Origin of the sequence: Streptomyces sp. NPDC087263 (genome assembly GCF_044744645.1) — a bacterium.
GTDB lineage: Bacteria > Actinomycetota > Actinomycetes > Streptomycetales > Streptomycetaceae > Streptomyces.
On the sequence record NZ_JBIUYT010000013.1, the window covers coordinates 185,077 to 202,081 of the forward strand.

19 protein-coding genes are annotated in these 17,005 nt (G+C 65.9%); 12 read left to right on the forward strand and 7 right to left on the reverse strand.

Annotated elements, in window-relative coordinates:
- Positions 1 to 200: 200 nt before the first annotated feature.
- The 3 genes from ACIPC1_RS34905 to ACIPC1_RS34915 all read right to left on the reverse strand — a co-directional run bounded on the left by ACIPC1_RS34905 (position 201) and on the right by ACIPC1_RS34915 (position 1,594).
- Entirely contained in the window at positions 201 to 707 is a 507-nt protein-coding gene (locus ACIPC1_RS34905) for a hypothetical protein (RefSeq protein WP_402524508.1), read from the reverse strand.
- Positions 708 to 991: 284 nt separating this feature from the next.
- Positions 992 to 1,150 carry a hypothetical protein gene (locus ACIPC1_RS34910; protein ID WP_402524510.1) on the reverse strand — a complete coding sequence of 53 codons (159 nt, stop codon included), beginning with the start codon at positions 1,148 to 1,150 and terminating at the stop codon, positions 992 to 994.
- A gap of 36 nt (positions 1,151 to 1,186) precedes the next feature.
- Positions 1,187 to 1,594 carry a hypothetical protein gene (locus ACIPC1_RS34915; protein WP_402524512.1) on the reverse strand — a complete coding sequence of 136 codons (408 nt, stop codon included), beginning with the start codon at positions 1,592 to 1,594 and terminating at the stop codon, positions 1,187 to 1,189.
- A gap of 557 nt (positions 1,595 to 2,151) precedes the next feature.
- On the opposite strand from ACIPC1_RS34915, the gene ACIPC1_RS34920 reads away from it, so the two are divergent.
- Positions 2,152 to 2,817, forward strand: coding sequence for a hypothetical protein (locus tag ACIPC1_RS34920; RefSeq protein WP_402524514.1), 666 nt, complete (start codon positions 2,152 to 2,154; stop codon positions 2,815 to 2,817).
- Positions 2,818 to 3,061: 244 nt separating this feature from the next.
- Here the strand turns inward: ACIPC1_RS34920 and ACIPC1_RS34925 are convergent, their stop codons facing one another.
- Positions 3,062 to 3,409 (reverse strand): hypothetical protein, encoded by a 348-nt coding sequence (locus tag ACIPC1_RS34925; protein WP_402524517.1) that lies wholly within the window; start codon positions 3,407 to 3,409, stop codon positions 3,062 to 3,064.
- A 470-nt stretch (positions 3,410 to 3,879) separates the two neighbouring features.
- On the opposite strand from ACIPC1_RS34925, the gene ACIPC1_RS34930 reads away from it, so the two are divergent.
- The 4 genes from ACIPC1_RS34930 (at position 3,880) to ACIPC1_RS34945 (ending at position 6,374) form a co-directional block, all read left to right on the forward strand.
- A complete protein-coding gene (locus ACIPC1_RS34930) occupies positions 3,880 to 4,107 on the forward strand; it encodes a GntR family transcriptional regulator (RefSeq protein WP_384374378.1) in 228 nt (75 codons plus the stop codon).
- 79 nt (positions 4,108 to 4,186) lie between these two features.
- On the forward strand, positions 4,187 to 4,600 hold the full coding sequence (locus ACIPC1_RS34935; RefSeq protein ID WP_402524519.1) for a hypothetical protein: 414 nt from the start codon (positions 4,187 to 4,189) through the stop codon (positions 4,598 to 4,600).
- A 95-nt stretch (positions 4,601 to 4,695) separates the two neighbouring features.
- Entirely contained in the window at positions 4,696 to 5,355 is a 660-nt protein-coding gene (locus ACIPC1_RS34940; protein ID WP_402524521.1) for a hypothetical protein, read from the forward strand.
- 53 nt (positions 5,356 to 5,408) lie between these two features.
- Positions 5,409 to 6,374: a hypothetical protein gene (locus ACIPC1_RS34945; RefSeq protein ID WP_402524523.1), complete on the forward strand. Its 966-nt coding sequence runs from the start codon at positions 5,409 to 5,411 to the stop codon at positions 6,372 to 6,374.
- Between the two features lie 261 nt (positions 6,375 to 6,635).
- On the opposite strand, the gene ACIPC1_RS34950 is transcribed toward ACIPC1_RS34945, so the two are convergent.
- Positions 6,636 to 7,130: a MarR family winged helix-turn-helix transcriptional regulator gene (locus ACIPC1_RS34950; RefSeq protein WP_402524525.1), complete on the reverse strand. Its 495-nt coding sequence runs from the start codon at positions 7,128 to 7,130 to the stop codon at positions 6,636 to 6,638.
- 65 nt (positions 7,131 to 7,195) lie between these two features.
- Between ACIPC1_RS34950 and ACIPC1_RS34955 the strand changes: the two genes are divergently transcribed.
- Positions 7,196 to 8,488 (forward strand): multidrug effflux MFS transporter, encoded by a 1,293-nt coding sequence (locus ACIPC1_RS34955; RefSeq protein ID WP_402524528.1) that lies wholly within the window; start codon positions 7,196 to 7,198, stop codon positions 8,486 to 8,488.
- A gap of 63 nt (positions 8,489 to 8,551) precedes the next feature.
- Here the strand turns inward: ACIPC1_RS34955 and ACIPC1_RS34960 are convergent, their stop codons facing one another.
- Positions 8,552 to 8,860, reverse strand: coding sequence for a helix-turn-helix domain-containing protein (locus ACIPC1_RS34960; protein ID WP_402524530.1), 309 nt, complete (start codon positions 8,858 to 8,860; stop codon positions 8,552 to 8,554).
- The gene (locus ACIPC1_RS34965) at positions 8,860 to 9,186 is read right to left on the reverse strand and encodes a type II toxin-antitoxin system RelE/ParE family toxin (protein ID WP_402524532.1); all 327 of its coding nucleotides are present in this window, start codon (positions 9,184 to 9,186) and stop codon (positions 8,860 to 8,862) included. The genes ACIPC1_RS34960 and ACIPC1_RS34965 overlap by 1 nt, the downstream gene beginning before the upstream one ends.
- A 129-nt stretch (positions 9,187 to 9,315) precedes the next feature.
- On the opposite strand from ACIPC1_RS34965, the gene ACIPC1_RS34970 reads away from it, so the two are divergent.
- From ACIPC1_RS34970 to ACIPC1_RS34995, 6 genes are all read left to right on the forward strand, one after another.
- Complete coding sequence (locus ACIPC1_RS34970; protein WP_402524535.1) at positions 9,316 to 9,963, forward strand: hypothetical protein; 648 nt, start codon at positions 9,316 to 9,318, stop codon at positions 9,961 to 9,963.
- An 86-nt stretch (positions 9,964 to 10,049) separates the two neighbouring features.
- Positions 10,050 to 14,669 carry an RHS repeat-associated core domain-containing protein gene (locus ACIPC1_RS34975; protein ID WP_402524537.1) on the forward strand — a complete coding sequence of 1,540 codons (4,620 nt, stop codon included), beginning with the start codon at positions 10,050 to 10,052 and terminating at the stop codon, positions 14,667 to 14,669.
- A 27-nt stretch (positions 14,670 to 14,696) separates the two neighbouring features.
- Positions 14,697 to 14,909 carry a bacteriocin immunity protein gene (locus ACIPC1_RS34980; protein ID WP_402524539.1) on the forward strand — a complete coding sequence of 71 codons (213 nt, stop codon included), beginning with the start codon at positions 14,697 to 14,699 and terminating at the stop codon, positions 14,907 to 14,909.
- A 280-nt stretch (positions 14,910 to 15,189) separates the two neighbouring features.
- Complete coding sequence (locus ACIPC1_RS34985; RefSeq protein WP_402524541.1) at positions 15,190 to 15,555, forward strand: AHH domain-containing protein; 366 nt, start codon at positions 15,190 to 15,192, stop codon at positions 15,553 to 15,555.
- Between the two features lie 212 nt (positions 15,556 to 15,767).
- Positions 15,768 to 16,154, forward strand: coding sequence for a hypothetical protein (locus ACIPC1_RS34990; protein WP_402524544.1), 387 nt, complete (start codon positions 15,768 to 15,770; stop codon positions 16,152 to 16,154).
- A 59-nt stretch (positions 16,155 to 16,213) separates the two neighbouring features.
- Positions 16,214 to 16,753 (forward strand): SMI1/KNR4 family protein, encoded by a 540-nt coding sequence (locus ACIPC1_RS34995; RefSeq protein ID WP_402524547.1) that lies wholly within the window; start codon positions 16,214 to 16,216, stop codon positions 16,751 to 16,753.
- Positions 16,754 to 17,005: the final 252 nt, after the last annotated feature.

A 17,005-nucleotide genomic window follows, 5' to 3' on the forward strand; every position in this document is an offset into this window, starting at 1 on the left:
ACTTCCTTGTGGGGATGGGCAGAGAGGGAGAAATGAGGACAGCTCGGCTGGGTCTGTGACTCGATGGTGTCCAGGTGCACAGCGGCCGGAATGCCAACGGTTCGCTCGGGGCTGCCGTCGGGAAGATGTCGGCCGTCAGGGTTTGTGCGTTGCTTGAGCGATGAGATGGCGCGCTGGGGCAGGTGCCGTGGAGCGACTGTTCAGCCTTCCGCGCCAGCCCTGGAGGCGGTGGTCGCGGCGTCCCGTGCGCCTGGGCGCCGCCGACTGTAAGCCACGTACAAGCAGATCAGCAGCGCGGCTGTGGCGAGCGTGGACGCGAGGCCGACAGCCCACAGCCAGGGGTAGTTCCTGAAGGCCCAGCTGGGGGAGGCCGAGGTACCCCGGCCCCATTTACCAGTGTTCTGGGCGTTGAAGACCAGCGCCACGAGCTGCACCATCGCCGTACCGCACCCGACGGTCAGCAGGATGCGGCCGAACGTGCGGGTCTTGTGTGCCCTCCAGGACTTCCTGTCCATCCGGGCCAGTGACAGCCCGAAAAGCGTCACACCAATCGGCACCAGTGCTCCCAGGAACACCGCGAAACCGTACGCGCCGCCCGGCCATGCGTCTGCCGCCCACTGCCAGGTGTCGTCGCCCCAGAACGTGTCCGCCAGAACCAGGAAGGCGATAGCTGCCGCGAGGGACAGGAACATGAGGAAGCCGAACAACTTGTTCCCTTCGCCCGAGCGCTCGCCCTCAGACGCGGGACGCTTCCCTGACCGAGTCTCGTGCCGCAGAGACGCAGCGGCTGCTTTCCCTCGGCGGGGCCTGGTCGACCCTCCCATGTCGCTGTTTCCCTCCCGTGTGTTGCTGTCGCGGTGCGCGAAGAGTCTGCCACGGCTATCGGCTGTCGAGGTTGCGAGATCGTTCGCCGACGGCCGTCCACGGCTGTAACGCCTCAGTCCTGCATCGGGGCGAGGCCCTGAAGTCGGTCAGTATGCCGCAGCGTGGCCTACTCCCCGGCCACGACGTCACTCAGCCACAGGCTCCTCGCGAAGTCGTCCACTTCGTCGAGATGAGCGGCCCGCCAGCCGGGATCATCGGCCACAGTGCGCAGGGACAGATCGATCCCGAAATCCTCAGAACGCCAGGCGAAGTTGAGCGACATCATCAGCGCGCCCTCGCGGGATCCCCAGTAGCGAAGGGATCACAGACCCTCTCCAAGCCGTTCCGTCGTGAACGTGTCCACCTCGACCGGACGCACCGGGCTCTCCTGGTCGGCCTGAACCGCCTCGCGGAGCTGTGCACCGCGATCGCCTTCGACGGGAACCGTGAGGGCGTAGAAAGCCAGCGGAATGCGGCGCGGGTCCGGTGCGTAGAGAAAGACCTGGTGGACCGGGACACGGCCGGGGATGCCCTCGACCAGCATGTCCAGGCGCGTCGCCAGTGCGCGGATCTCGCGCCGTTTCGGGCGCTTCTCGCGCAGCCGCCAGAGAACGTCGGCGCTCTTGTACGCCCACTCCTGGCGCTCGTCGACGCTGTCCCACCTCAGCGGCATGAGCAGCCACTCCGCGGGGTCCGAATCCGTCTCCAGGAAAATCACTCGTAGCTCCATCGGAACGTGGTCATCACGGCATCGAAGAGTTCCACCAGGACGTCGGCGAACTCGCCGCGGGGGTCCCCGTCGGCGATGGTGCTGAAGCAGACGGTCGCCCACTGCGCGACTTGGCTCCCCGGAACGGGAAAGCACGTAGTCGATACGGCGGGAAGCGTGCTCGACCTCCCGATCCGGGGCGGCGGCGACGACCTTGTCCACGCGGACACCGTCGGCGCTGTCGACGGTCACACCGGCTCGTTGCCCGCGCCGTCCGCCAGCAGGTGGGCGACGATTTCGCCGCTGGAGACGTTCACTCCTGGGCCGGTGAGGGCCTCCGAGACGACGAGTGTGGGCAATTTTGGATATAAGGGATTTCTCTGGACGGGTTCTGTGCCCTGATCGTGTCCAGACATTTCCGATGGACCCGTTCGCCTTGGCGGCACTGGAGACGGGGGAGTCCTGGGCGCGCACGCCGGTACCCGTGAACGCGAAGACGACGAGGTCGGTACGGGGTGCGGGTGCGGTGCCCTCACTTGGCATAGTTGACCCCGCCAGAGCGGCAGGGAAGGAAGGGCATGGACGAGGAACCGAAGCGCTACCGGGTCGAGTTCGCGAGTGGTACTGCCGCCTCGGTGGAGAAGCGGCGCTCGTTCCGCGACCGCGAGCGCAACGATATAGAACCTGACCTGCCCGGCTGGCCTCCTGGGCAGGCCTTCGCGGTGCGGGGGTTCTTCGGCAAGCTCGGCCGACACGCCCTGACTGTCGTTACCGCGCTCCTGATGTTTCCGCTGTACATCATCGCTGGCGTCCTCGGCGGTCCCGCGTCGCCCGACAAGCGGGGGAGGCTGGAGGAGCGTGAGAACGAAGTCGACGACTTCCCCGTTATGTGGGCGGGCGTGGGCGAGATGGCTCGTACGCTGCCCTGGCAGCTCGATCCCTCCCGGCGATCCTGGCGAACGGTGACCGAGATCGAACTGACCGAGTCTGATGAGCTCGTGCGCATTACGTCGTACGAGGACACGGCGCGGGGCAACCAGTTCCTCGAATGGGGCGGCGGCGGGAAGGTTCAGGGATCCGAGGCCGTCCTCTGGTCGTTGCCTCGGAAGGAGATCGTCGGCGCGGAGATCAAGCGATTCAGCATGGCCGAGTCCGACTTCAAGATCTCCTTCAGGGATGGGTCGTGGGCCCGGCTGACGACTTCGTCGGACGGTGCGCGGAGGATCGTGGCTCTCCTTGGGTAGAGGTCGTTTTCGCTCGGCCCCCGGCCCCCGGCCGCCGACCTCCGCCGACCTGGGAAAGCCCACGGCCCCGACTGGCTGACCCAGGCCCGGGCCCAGGCCCGCCGGGGTTCAGGAACATCCGTGCGCACTGGCCAGTCCGGCCTGGGTTCCCAAACCCCGTGGCACCGGCGCTGGTCGGCCTTGCCGCACGCCGATGCCAAGGTACGGGGCGCCTACAGGCGCCCGTTATCTCAGGTTTGGGCGGTTACGGCCTTGCCCTGCACCCGGGGCATCCGCAGGGTGGGAAGGCGGAGGTCTGGGGGGCGGGGTCGATACGGCTGCCCGTCCAGGTGTGGATCTCGCCGTGGGTTTCGACGACCGAACCCTCAGGCGTGACCTTGTAGACGCGCATGGTCATCCGGGACGGTCTCGGGGCCTCCGCTTCGAGGAGTTCCAGGGGGTCCGTCATGGGCGGGTAGTGGTCGGCGCAGTCCGGGCAGGCGTAGACGTTGAAGCCGGGGCCGGTGGCCGCGTGCACCTCGTGGACCAGGACCGGTTCGTCGGTGGTGCATTGGCAGCGGGCGCACATGCGGACCGGTGGGCGGGCGGTCATCGGGTGGCTCCCACGGGGATGCCGTGGATGTGAGCCGGGCCGACGTCGATGCCGAGAGTGGCGAGGTAGAGGGCGCGGCGGCGTTCGCGTTGCCTGCGGCGTTCCAGGTATGACTCGGCGTTGCCCAGGAGGAAGGGACGTACGAGGGGTGATGCAAGGCCGTCAAGTAGGCCGGCGTGGTGGGGGAGTTGGGGAGCGAGGGGGGCTGAGGGGTGTCGGGTGAGGTGTGCTGCTCGGTGTTGGCCGCTCGGGTGCGGTGTTAAGGCGGTGAGGATCCAGGTGAGGAGTCGGAGGATAGGGTTTTGCATGCTGGCGCTCCTTCGAAGCGTTCGGCCATGCCCCGGGACGGCTCGCATCCGTTGCCGGGGTCTGTCATAAGAACCGTAGGGGCCCTTGCTGGGGGTTGTCTACCCATATGGGGGGTGAGAGGTCTCTATGACTTCATGCTGGGTGCTACGTACAGTTCGCCTATGTTCGAATTTGATCCCACGAGGCCCAAGTGGCAGCAGATCGCCGAGGTGGTTCGGCAGCGAATCGCCAGCGGTGAGTACCCCGTTCGCGGACTGATCTCCGAAGTGAAGTTGGAACAGGAATTCGGAGTTGCTCGCGAGACGGTTCGCAAGGCGACCGCTGCTCTGCGGGAAGAGGGGTTGATCACCACCACCCGCGGCATGGGCTCCTTCGTCGCCGACCGGTGACCGGCGGCCAGGCGGATGCGACGACAGGGCAGGTCGAAGGCAAGTTCACCGTGCTGACGGGGTATGGATCGCGACCGGCGTGATCGCGCTCACTGTCGCGGCCAGCGTTCTGCTGTGGGTACTGGGTGCCTGGAAGTGGCTGGTTCGGCAGACGGTGCCGGTTCTGCTGGAGGGGTCCGGAGGCTCGTGGGGATTCGGTGTTCTCTGTGGGCTGGTCAGCGTGGCGGGCGGGGTCGGTGTGCTGTGGTTCTTCGTGGGGAGAGGCGGCGAGTTCGCGGCTCCGGCGCTGGGGCGGTCGGCGGGGGCGCCGATTTGCGCGTCTGTGCCCGGAGCCGTCGGCTACTTCGTTCCGCGTTCGCCGTGTTCAGCCACCGAAGAGATCATGGGCCCGCCCGTGCAGCGGCCGTACGTCTCGATCGCTGAATCCCTGTGGTGGACGCTGGAACGCGCGACGTGTCAATTCAGTGAAGCCGTGGTGTGCGGTGCTCCATGAAGCGATCACGTTTTGCTGCCGCACTTGGCGCAAGGCGCGCCCGTGATGCCATCATCCCTTGGCACGCTGGTCATCTACCTCTGAGGACGCCTGCCATGCTGACAATGCGACGGAGAGCGGCTGCGGCCTGTCTCATTGTTGCTGCTGCCCTGTCCGTGACTAGTTGCAGTGGTGGTTCATCCGACACTGGCAACGACAAGATCGCGGGAGCGGATTCGGGCGAATCGGATACCGCGTCGCCTTCCGCCTCCGCATCGGCCGAGGCGGGCGCGCCGACCTTTGATCTTCCTTCGGACGTCAAGGTGGCCGTCGATAGAGGGACGACGGGGGACGTCACGAAGGACGCGATTCTGCGGGACACGGCGTATGCGGCTCAGGCTCGCGTCGAGGCCTTCGCCAAGGGGGAGGGCCAGACCGTAAACATGAATCGCTACTTCGCGGTCTCTGCCCTCACCTACTGGGTCGATCGGGTCGCGACGGTCAAGAAGGACGGGCTCACCATCACTGGCGACTACCGGTTCTTCGGTTTCGAGGTCACGGACGCCGCGGACGGCAAGACGGCCGCGGTCCAATACTGCGAGGATCAGAGCAAGGCGTACGGCAAAGAGATCAAGACGGGCAAGGTACAGCGCACTGAGCCGAGCGACGATGACTTCATCCTGAACACGCTCCAGGTCTCGAAGGATTCGCGCGGTGACTGGCAGGTGACGGTGCAGAGCTGGAAGCAGGGGGACGCGTCATGCGTGCGGGGATAAGGGCAAGGGCAACACTTCCGGTACTTCGGACGGCCGCGGCCGTAGGCCTCGTCATGGCGCTGGGGACGGGTTACCCGGCATACGCGGGTGATCCTCAGTACGGCGGTGGTCAGGGGTCCACCAAGCCCGACCCGCCGACCCCCGACTCCAACGCCACCTCCGGCAACGGCTCCATCGGCGCCAACATCCGCATCAAGCAGAGCAAATCCGGCTCGGGCGAGTCCACCACGACCGCCACGTCATCGAACGCGAACTGGAAACCGCCGGTCTGCTGGTACGAGCCCATGTACACGCCGGAGGAGTACGAGGAGTTCATCAAGTCCGCGTACACGGGAGCGCTGGAGCCTGCGGCGAGTTACGCCAAGGCGCGGGCGGAAGAGAAGTACCACAAGGACGACAAGGGTCTTTGGTGGCAGGTGAAGTTCCGTGACGACAACTACACCGAGGCCTGTCCTGTCACCACGGACAACTGGGAGATCTGGGTCCCGCCGGCGGATCCGCAACCCGACCCCAACAAGCTGACTCCGGAGATCCTCTCCGAACTGGCCTACAACTCAACCAAGTTGCCTACGCCACCTGTCGAGTTGAGCCCGAGCGAGGACCGGCTGATCGTCAATCTCGGCACGCGGGTGGCGTTCAAGGGCGACTTCGATCGTGTGTGGACGACCGCGAGCATCAACTACAAGGGTGTCCAAATGGCCGCGACCACCGTCGCGACCCCGGTCGCGCTCAGGGTCGAGGCCGGCACCGACGAGGCGGACCCGCAGAGTTGCACGTACGACCTCGTCAAGGGCGAGGACGGCTATTCGGTCGACAGCAAGAACGCGGGCTGCAACGTCACCTACCGTCGCTCGTCCGGTACCGGAACCTATCCTTTCAAGGCGTCGATCACCTGGAAGGTGACCTGGACCGACTCCGCCGACCCGGACGGCCCCGCGCGGCAGCCGGCTCTGCCGGACGGATTGTCCACGTACGAGCAGGACGTGACGGTCAAGGAGATCGAGTCCGTGAACCGCTGACGGTTCACCGAGACATGGAAGCGCCCCGCGAACGCGCGATCCGTGGAGTCCACTGGGCGGAGGCGAGCGGTGAGCCTTAAGACGTTCGCTGACGAGTAGGCCTGCCGGGGCCATCGACTCCGCCGTACGTTCGCTGAATACGATCACTTGGCCCCCGACGTCCTACGGTGTCGGGGGCCAGGTGTTTCATCCGTTGTTTCCCGGCAGAACCGCCGGTCCCGTCCGGGCCCCCGACTCCGGCGGAGTGATCCGCACGGTTCCCTAGCCCCGCCCCAAATGCCCCTCCATCACCCCCGCCAACCGCTCCAACGCACCCATGACCCAGTCCCGGTCCTCCCCGAGCCCTGCCAACAGCTCCACCTCGGCGGCCAGTTGTCGTGGGAACAGGCTGTCCACGGCCTTCTCGCCGGTCGGGGTGATGGTGACCAGAGCGGTGCGGCGGTCGGCGGGGTTGGGGGTGCGTTGGATGAAGCCGCGTTTTTCCAGTCGGGCGAGGGTCTTGCTGACGCCGGCGCGAGAGAGGCCCATCTGTTGGGCGAGGCGGCGGGCGATGGCCGGTTCGGTCGCGTGGCGGAGGGGGATGAGCATGTCGACTTCCGGCGCGGTGAGCGGGGCGCCTTCGTAGAGCGGCTCGACGGCGCGGTCGAGCAGCGCGGTGATGCGCTTGAGCAGGGCGATGAGTTCCATCGGGGAGGTGTCGAGGCCGGGGTTGTGCGCGGCCCACTGCCCCCGAACGTCGGTGGTCGGGATTGACATGCGTATCGCCCTTTTTAACCTGGAGGAAATTGTTAACCAGTGAACCATCAGTTACCTTTAAGTCCATGGTAGCCCTGTCCTCCGGTCAAAAGGCCGTCTCCCGCGACGCCGATACTCCCTCTTCCGCCCAGCCGTCGAAGCGCGCGGCCACGGTCCTCGTGGTGGTCCTCGCCGCGCTCACCGCCGTCGCGCCCCTCGCCATCGACACGTACGTCCCAGGCTTCCCCTCGATGGGCGCCTCGCTGCACGCGAGCAGTTCGGCGGTGCAGCTGACCATGACGGCGTTCCTGGCCGGTCTCGTGGTCGGGCAGCTGGTGATCGGCCCGATCAGTGACGGTCTGGGGCGGCGCGGGCTCCTCGTATCGGGAACCGCGGGCTTCGCCGTCTTCTCCCTCGTCTGTGCCGTCGCGCCGAACATCACCGTCCTGACCGGCGCCCGCTTCTTGCAGGGCGTCGCCGGAGCGGCGGGCATGGTCCTGGCCCGCGCGGTGATCACCGACCGTTTCCACGGCCCGGACATCCCTCGCTACTTCGCGCTGCTCTCACAGATCCTCGGCGTGGCACCGATCGCGGGGCCCGTACTCGGCGGCGCGATCCTCTCCGTCTCCACCTGGCGCGCGGTGTTCGTCACCCTCGCCGTCGTCGGCGGCGCGATGCTGCTGGCCGTACTGCGGAAGGTGCCGGAAACCCTGCCGCCCGAGCGCCGGCAGACCGGAGGCCTCACGAACACCTTCCGTGCGATGGGGGAGCTGCTCGGCCGCCGGACCTTCATGGGGTACGTCCTCGTCCTCGCCCTCTGCTCGGCGGCGATGTTCGCCTACATCAGCGGATCCAGCTTCGTCTTCGAGGGCCTGCACGGGGTCTCGGCGACGACGTACTCGCTGATCTTCGCCTCCAACGCCGTCGGCATGCTGCTCGCCGGTGCCCTCTTCGCCCAGCTGGCGGCGCGCGGCGTACGCCTGAACACCCTGCTCACGGCGGGCGTCTGCACGGCGGCGTTCGGCACGCTCGCCCAGGTCGTCCTGGTCGCCACCCTCGGCGAGACCCTCGCGGGCACCTGGGCCACCCTGTTCGTGACCATGACCGGCATCGGCATGGTCTACCCGTCGACGACGAGCCTCGGCCAGACCCTGGGCCGGGCCGCCACGGGCGCCGCCTCCGCCCTCCTCGGCGGCGTGCAGTTCCTGTTCGGCGCCCTCACCTCCCCGCTCGTCGGGATCTTCGGCGAGGACAGCTCCCTGCCCATGGCGGTCATCATGCTGATCGCCGTCGCGGGGGCGGGAGTCGCGCTGGTGGGGCTGGCGCGGCCCTGGGAGGGGCGGGGGGAGATGGCGGGCGGCGCGGAGGGTGCGCAGTAGGGCGGGCCTTGGGAGCGGGGCGTGCGACCGGTTAGCTCGTACTCGGTCCTCGCGACCGGGATCTCAGGCCGCGTGGTCCTCGAAGCGGAACTCGGGGATCGTACGCGGGTCGATCCGTGCCCCCGATTCAAGGGCGGTGGCAAGTCGCTCGATCAACTCAAGAGTCGGATCGACGCCGCTCTCCTCGATGGACTCGATGTCCTCCTCGGACATATCGGCCCGTCGAGCCAGCTCAGCCATACTCCAGCCCAGGACGGAACGTCGGTCGTAGACCGCCTGGGCGAAGTCCATCCGTCGCCCCGCGGCGCGGTACTCCGGGTCTTCGCGGTGCTCGGGCGGGACCTTCCAGCTGGTGTGGTATCCGCTGCTCATCAGGCCTCCTCGTTTCTACTGTAGACGTCGTGCTCACCGGCTGGAGGGTGCTCGGCCTCGCACCGCTTCCGAGCCCGATGTGCCTTCAGGACCTCGTCGGTCTCGCGCATCCGCGTCTTGCGGAACACGGTGAGTAGAACCGCCCTCCTTCCAGGTGCCAGCCAGTACGTCACCCGGATCGCACCGATACGCAACTCCCGCAGACCGTCGCCCAGATGACTGGCCAGGGGAAAGGGCAACGCCGGGCCCTCGGCTGAGAGTCGGTCGGCAAAGCGTTCGACGGCCCGGTGGTCGGGAAAATGCGAGAGTTTTCCCTGGTTTTCCACTGGCGCAGTGGCTACGGCGCCCGCGCCAGGCCCCGATCCCGGTACCTCGTAGGCTGGCCCGAGTCGAACAGGTGAGCAGGCGTGCGGTGAGCAGGCTTGCGCAGGTGCAGAGGAACGGGGGGCACACCAATGGCCCGGTACATGGAGACGCTCACCATCGAGCGCGGCGGGTTTCGGATCAAGGTGCCGGAGTCGTGGTGGGAGTTCGACGTGCGGCCCGAGTCGCGTGACGACTCGATACGGCGGATGGTCGACGAGCGGATTCGGCAGCGGCCGGAGCTGGCCAAGTACCGCGACACGTATGCCGCGTTCCTACAGAAGGCGGCGGCCGATGCCTGGAAGTCCGGTGCGCTGTACTGCGGTTGCATGGCGGAGGCCTTCGGCGGTGACACCCCGATCACCGGCTCGGTCACCGTCTCGATCGTCGGCGGCCGCTCCGCGACCGGGGAGCCGCTCTCCACCGACCCCCAGACCATGGCCGGCCAACTCTCCACGCGCGAGGCCAAGAAGGAGGGGGACGCCTGGCGCAAGGTGACGACGGTCGACATCCCCGGTGTGGGTCCGGCCGCGCGCACGTACGGCATCGAGGACATCGCCGTACCCGACGACGCACTGAATCGCACCATTCGCGCCGTGCTCATGCAAACCTTCGTGCCCGTGCCGGGACAGGAGGGCAAGGTCGCCCTCGTCGCCGGGAGCAGCCAGGTCCTCGACCTCGCGGACTCCTTCTTCGACATCTTCGACGCGATCACTTCGACGTTCCGGTTCGCGGAGTAGGCGCCGCCGTCTTTCGGTGGCTCGGGCAAATCCAGTAACTTCGCTCATGTGTACGGATGTTGCTGACGTGCTTGCAGTCACGGGGGATGAACGTGGTGAATCGGCCGAGGGACTGGCATGTCCTGGACCTGGACAAGGACCCGACCCCGGGCGACCCGGACCGGGTGCGCCAACTATCGAAGAATCTCCAGGACTTCGCGGACGATGTCGGGGACGGGCTGCGTCTGATCAAGGGGATGGCGGACGAGGAAGCGGTCCTGGAGTGGGCGGGGAAGTCGGCCAAAGCCTTCCAGGATCAGTTTTCGGGTGTGCCGAAGCAGCTGAAGAAGCTGAAGACGTCGTATGACATGGCAGGCGACGCGCTGGCGGCGTACTGGCCGAAGCTGGAACGCGCCCAGGCCCTGGCCGACAGGGCGCTGGCCGACGGCCGCGCCGCCCAGACTGACCTCACCTCCGCCAAGTCCCGCCTCACAACAGCCGATTCGTGGGTGACGAAAGCCGGCAAGGAAGCGGACAAGTACAAGGACGATCCGACCGGCAGTAAGAGTGCGGAGAAGCCGGACGAGGCGAAGGTCCGCGCCGCGACGAGGGATGCGCAGCACGCGAAGTCGGCTCAGACGTCGGCCCAGTCGGACGTGAGCTCGGCGCAGAACGCGCTGGACGCGGCGAAGAAGATGGCCGAGGACGCGCGCACCATGCGCGAGGAGGCCGCGCGCGAGGCGAAGACCAAGATCGATGAGGCGTCGGATGCGGGGATCCGTAACCGGAAGTGGTGGGAGGAGGTCGGGGACTGGTTCTCCGACAACTGGGACACCATCGTCACGGTCTGCAAGGTCGTCGTGGCGGTCGTCGGAATCATCGCGATGATCATCGGGGGGCCGATCCTCGGTGCGATTGTGCTGATCGCGGCCCTCGTCGTGCTCGCCGACACCCTCAACAAATACGCGAAGGGCCAGGCGTCCCTGTGGGATGTCGCATTCGCGGCGCTGGACTGCATACCCGGCATGAAGGGCCTGACCACACTCGGCGGACTCGCCAAGGGACTCAAAGGCCTCAGGGGCGGCCTGAAAGGGATGGCCGCAGGCCTGCGAGGCCTGAAGTCCGGCCGCGGCATGCTGGCGGAGGGTACGAAGGGTGCGTACAACAGGCTGAAGAGTCTGTTCAAGGGGTGCGGTGACCCGGTTGATCCGGCTACCGGGTGGATGTACTTGACGCAGACCGACGTCGCGTTGCCAGGGACCCTGTCTTTCGACTTCACGCGCCGGGTTTCCACGGGCTACCGCGCGGGTCGGTGGTTCGGCCCCACCTGGGCCTCCACCGTCGACCAGCGCCTCGAGATCGACGAAGACGGTGTCGTATTCGTCACGGATGACGGCATGCTACTGGCGTATCCGCACCCCGAAGAGTCGGCGGCACCGGTGCTTCCGGAGAGTGGTCCACGCTGGTTGCTGACCCGTACGGACACCGGCGGCTACCTTGTCACCGAGCCGCTCACGGGCCTCAGCCGCCGTTTCGCCACTCCGGCCGACGGTGTGGCGCTCTTGGAGCGAATAGCAGACCGGAACCACAACACCATCGACTTCGATTTCGACCACGAGGGCACCCCTCAAGCCATCCGCCACTCCGGCGGCTATCACCTCCGGTTCACTGTCGATGACGGACGCGTCACCACTCTGCACCTGGCCGAAGCGGGTGAAGACGGCCTGGACGTCAGGATCAAGCAGTACGGGTATGCCGACGGAAATCTCGCCACCGTCACCAACTCGTCAGGTCTGCCGACCAAGTTCACCTACGACCAGCAACTGCGCATCGCGTCGTGGGAGGACACCAACCGCCACCGCTACGCGTACACGTACGACGAGCGGGACCGATGCGTCTCTCAGGGTGGTGAAGCGGGGCACCTGGCCAACACCTTCACCTACGATCAGACTGACCCTGCCTGGCCCGACCGCCGCATCACCGAGGTCACCACTGCGGAGGGCGCTACCACCCGTCTCGTCGTCGACGACCGCTGTCTCGTTGTCGCCGAGATCGACCCGCTGGGTGGCACGGTGCGTACCGCCTACGACGCAGACCAGCACATCACCTCTACGTCGAACGAGCTCGGCCACACCACGCGCATCAGCAACGACGAACATGGCCGACCCGTAGAGATGACCGGGCCCGACGGTGCAGTGGTCCGCTATGAGTACAACGACCTCCATCTCACCACCCGCATCCACCTGCCGGACGGCGCCTCGTGGCGTTATGGATATGACGAACGCGGCAACTGCGTGTCCCTCACAAATCCGGCCGGAGGCAGCTCTCACAGCACATACACATCGGAAGGCCATCCACTCACTGTCACCGATGCTTTGGGCCGCACCACTACCGTGCGTTGCAATCGCGCGGGCCTACCTGTCGAGGTCACCGATCCATTGGGCACCACCACCTGGCAACGTGACGCGTTCGGCCACCCCGTCGCCCTCACGAATGAACTGGGGCGCACCACCCGACTGGACTGGTCGACGGAGGGGCAACTTCTCCGCCGCATCACGCCCGACGGTGCCGTGGAGGGCTGGAGCTACGACGGCGAGGGTAACTGCACAAGCCACACTGATCAGTTGAGCCAGACAACCTGTTCCGAATACACCCATTTCGATCTGCTCGCGGCCCGCACCGACCCGGACGGAGCCCGCTACGAGTTCTCCTACGACGCGTCGCTGCGTCTCGTCCAAGTCACGAATCCTCTGGGCATGACCTGGAGGTACGACTACGACGCTGCCGGCCGCCTGGTGTCCGAGACCGACTTCGATGGCCGCGCCCTCACCTACGCCCACGACGCAGCGGCGCGCCTCATATCCCGCACCGACGTCCTTGGTCAGACGATCACCTTCGCGTACGACGTTCTCGGCCAGTTGGTTCGCAAGGACTCCTGTGGGGCGATCACCACCTGCGCCTACGATCTTCTCGGCAACCTCACGCAAGCCACCGGCCCGGACTCTTCGCTCACCCTTGAGCGGGACAGAGCCGGCCGTCTTCTCTCCGAGACGGTCAATGGGCGCACCCTGATTCATGCGTACGACATGGCAGGGCAGCGTGTGGGGCGTACCACTCCCTCGGGCGCGATGAGCAGTTGGACCTACGACGAGGTGGGGCAGCTGGCCCGGCTCACCGCTTCCGACCGCGCCATCGACTTCGAGCGCGACCAGGCGGGCCGGGAGGTGACTCGTCACATCGGTGCCAACATGGCCTTGTCCCAAGCGTTTGATGAAGGCGGGCGCCTCGCCAGACAGTCGGTCACCGGCAACGCGGGCCGATCCGTCCTCGACCGGTCCTTCACCTACCGGGCCGACGGCAATCTGACGGGCATCGATGGCCCGTTCGACGAAAGCCGCCGCTTCGATCTGGACGCGGTGGGCCGAGTCGTCGCCGTACAGGCGGCGAACTGGACCGAGAGCTATGCCTACGACGCCGCAGGCAACCAGACCCGGTCCGACTGGCCTCGCACCCATCCCGGTCACGAAGCCACCGGGCCTCGCGCCTACACCGGCACCCGCATCACACGGGCTGGGCGTGTCCGCTACGAACACGATGACCTCGGTCGCATCATCCTGCGGCAGAAGGCTCGTTCGTCCCGCAAGCCCGACACCTGGCACTACGCCTGGGACGCGGACGATCGACTCACCTCGGTCTCCACTCCCGACGGTACGTGCTGGCGGTACACCTACGACCCTCTGGGCCGTCGCACAGCAAAGCTGCGCCTGGCCGCCGACGGAGTCACTGTGGTGGAGCGGGTCGACTTCACCTGGGACGGCACGGTTCTCTGCGAACAGACGACCACGGCTACGTCGTTCCCGAACGCGGTCACCCTCACGTGGGACCACCAGGGTTTGGCGCCCATCGCGCAGACGGAGCGGGTGTCGGCCGCCGACGCACCTCGGCACGAGATCGATTCCCGCTTCTTCGCCATCGTCACAGACCTCGTCGGCACTCCGACCGAACTCATCGGCGAAACCGGCGACATTGCCTGGCGTGCACGCAGCACCCTCTGGGGTGCCACCGCATGGGCGGCAAACAGCACCGCATATACGCCACTGCGCTTTCCAGGCCAGTACTACGACCCCGAAACGGGGCTGCACTACAACTACTTTCGCCACTACGACCCCGAAACCGCCCGCTACCTCACCCAGGACCCCCTCGGGCTCGAACCCGCCCCCAACCCCTCGGGGTATGTGGACAACCCTCACACATGGGGCGACCCTCTTGGCCTGACACCGTGCGAGATCGCAGCCAGGAAGAGCGCGACCCAGCTTCGAAACTCCCCCGGCATGGTCACAGGAGGCGACAGGCTCGCGGATGTCAGCGGAAAATGGCTCAGAGGAAGCGAGGGAAATGCTGGGCGGATCCCCGGACAAGTGGCTCGAGGCCTGCAAGGGCAGGAGTTCAAGAGCTTCGACCACTTCAGAGCGGCGTTCTGGGAAGAAGTCTCGAAGCATCCGGAACTGGCAGGACAGTTCAAGAAGTCCGGACAGACAGCGATGGCCGAAGGCAAGGCCCCGTTCGTCGCCGCCAATCAGGCGATCCCAGGTCAAGGGCGTTACGTACTGCACCACGTACAACCAATCGGGCGTGGTGGAGGTGTGTACGACCTTGACAACCTCGTGGTCGTGACACCGCGCTACCATAAAGAGATCCTTGACGGTGGCTATCACTATGGCAGTTAGCAGGATCAAGTTGAGAGGATGTGCTACATGATCTCGAAGACCCGTGATGAGCTCATTCAAATGGTGCAGCAGCTCATTGACGCGACTCTCCCGGAAGATGAGGAAGACGCACTCGTGGAGGAACTGAAGAACAGTGTCCTGCATCCGCGGGTAACCGACTTGATCTATTACTCAGATCCCGAGCTCACGGCAGAGGAAGTAGTGGACCAGGCTCTGGCCTATCGCCCCGTTGAACTATGAACTTGCCTTCCGCAGAACCAGGCAACTAGCCCGAACTGCTCCCGCTCTGACATCCGGGGCAATCTCGGGAAGGAAGCATGGATCTTCCGTCCACCATCGCCGGATTCCGCACCGTGGCACCTCTTGGCGATCTGGAGCAGGCCTGGCAGTGGAGTCTCAACCCCGTGCTGCACTTCGCAGGAGCCCTGACCTGTTGACGGGAAGCGTCTCCTGCAGACGAACCAACGCCGTTCCGGAGGTGCACGGGCATCACAAGGCGCAGAACCCGCAACTCACGGCCGTGACCTACATCGTCTTTCCCGGCGTACGCCTGCGAGTTCTCCGGCGCGAGAGCCTCGCCGAAGCGGAGGCCAGGTACGCGGAGATGCTCCCTCGCGAAAGGTATGGAGTCGATGTCAACGACGCGGCGAACGGCATACCTCTGGGGCACCCGAGCCCGCACAACTTCACCCACCGCGAGCCCTTCCTGCAACGAGTCAACCAGCGTCTGGAGCAGGTTGTGGAGGACAGGACGGCCCGCGGCTTCGGTGCACGCGCCCTCCGCACCGAGCTCCGACGGGAGTTGCGGGGTATCGGACGAGAGGTCGAGGGTGAAGTTTCGACCGGGGTCCCTTCACCGACTGCAGTCTGGACGGCACCGTATTGACTGAAAATCCACAACAGAACCTTTCTGTCTATCGATTGTTGCCGCGCATGGGTGAGTTCCGTACCCTGCTTCTCGGCAGCTCCCTCAGGAAACTCATCCGTTGGCAGATCAGCGGATCAGAGTCGGATCTCCCGACGTCCTTCAGCGGTTCCTGGGATGGAAATTCTCGGTGGCGGAAGGGTGAGTTCCCGTGCGGATGTCCGGGCGCTCCCGTGCTCGGCCGAAGCGTTGCCGATGCGCTGGCGGACGAACTGTCGGCGGCGGGACGTCTTGTGCCGTTCGTCATCGACGGCAACGAATCCTCCGAATCCGACGACTACTTCGTCTATCTCGTAGAGCGGATCGTCGACTGCCTGGATACGCGGCGCTCGTCCAAACCGAAGAAGACGACCGGCGAGATCACCAAGGCGGTCTTCTTCCCAGACGCGCTCCCCGCCGAGCTACCCGCGTTCCGAGTACCGCAGTACTGCGGGGGCGTCTACTGGAACGGCTGGGCGGTCGACTGCCTGGCCGAACTGCTCGGCGACGACATCGAGGCCCGCCTGGTCTGGTCGGAGGATCCGTCCCTCACGCCGCATCCCAATCTCTGGGGCTTCTGAAGTCTGTTCATGGCATGCGATCTTTGATGGATGTTCGGCTTCGGAGAAATGGGGACGCCGTGACCGCGCAAGACGACCTCCTGCGGCTGATGCCGCCTATCGACGACGTCGAAGTGGATGTCGACTGGCCCCAGATCGAAGACGCCCTGGGCGTGGTGCTGCCCGATGACTACAAGTGGCTCGTCGAACGATATGGACCGGGCTCATTCAACGAATTTCTCTACATCTTGCAGCCCAGCTCGCCGTTTTATCCGACGCGCCTCGTGGAATCCGCTGACCGAGCCGCAGAGATCCTTGATGACCTCCGGGAAAGCGGAGGAAATATCCCCTACGAGACCAATGAGTTGCTGCCTGTCGGCAAGACGGACAATGGTGACATTGTCTACTGGGTGACGCGACCGGAGGACGCACCCAATTCTTGGACAGTCGTGGCGAATGGTGCGCGCAACATGAAGTGGCCGCATTTCGATGGCGGTATTGTCGATTTCCTGGTGGCCGTGTTGTCGGGGGCGCACCGAGTGGATGTCTTCCCGAACGACTTCGTCAGGGCCGAGCCTGTATTCGAAGGTTATCCGTCTCCCGGCGCGAGGCGGCGCTGATCCTCCCCCCGGTCGCGTGGGTGTCGTGAGGGAGGCGGATAGCCCTCCACGCCTGGAACGCGCACCACGTAGATCCCCTCACCGCACACCTCGCACTGGGCTTCCGCGTATCCGGTCGGACTATCCGGACGGTCGGCCTCCCGACAAGTCACCGCCTGGCGCCACAGTGGGGGCATTTCGCGTCCTCGGCGGCGGTCTGGCCGCGCAATATCTCCCTGGCCAGCGCAGACCAACTCTCGCCGAGCCCCTTAC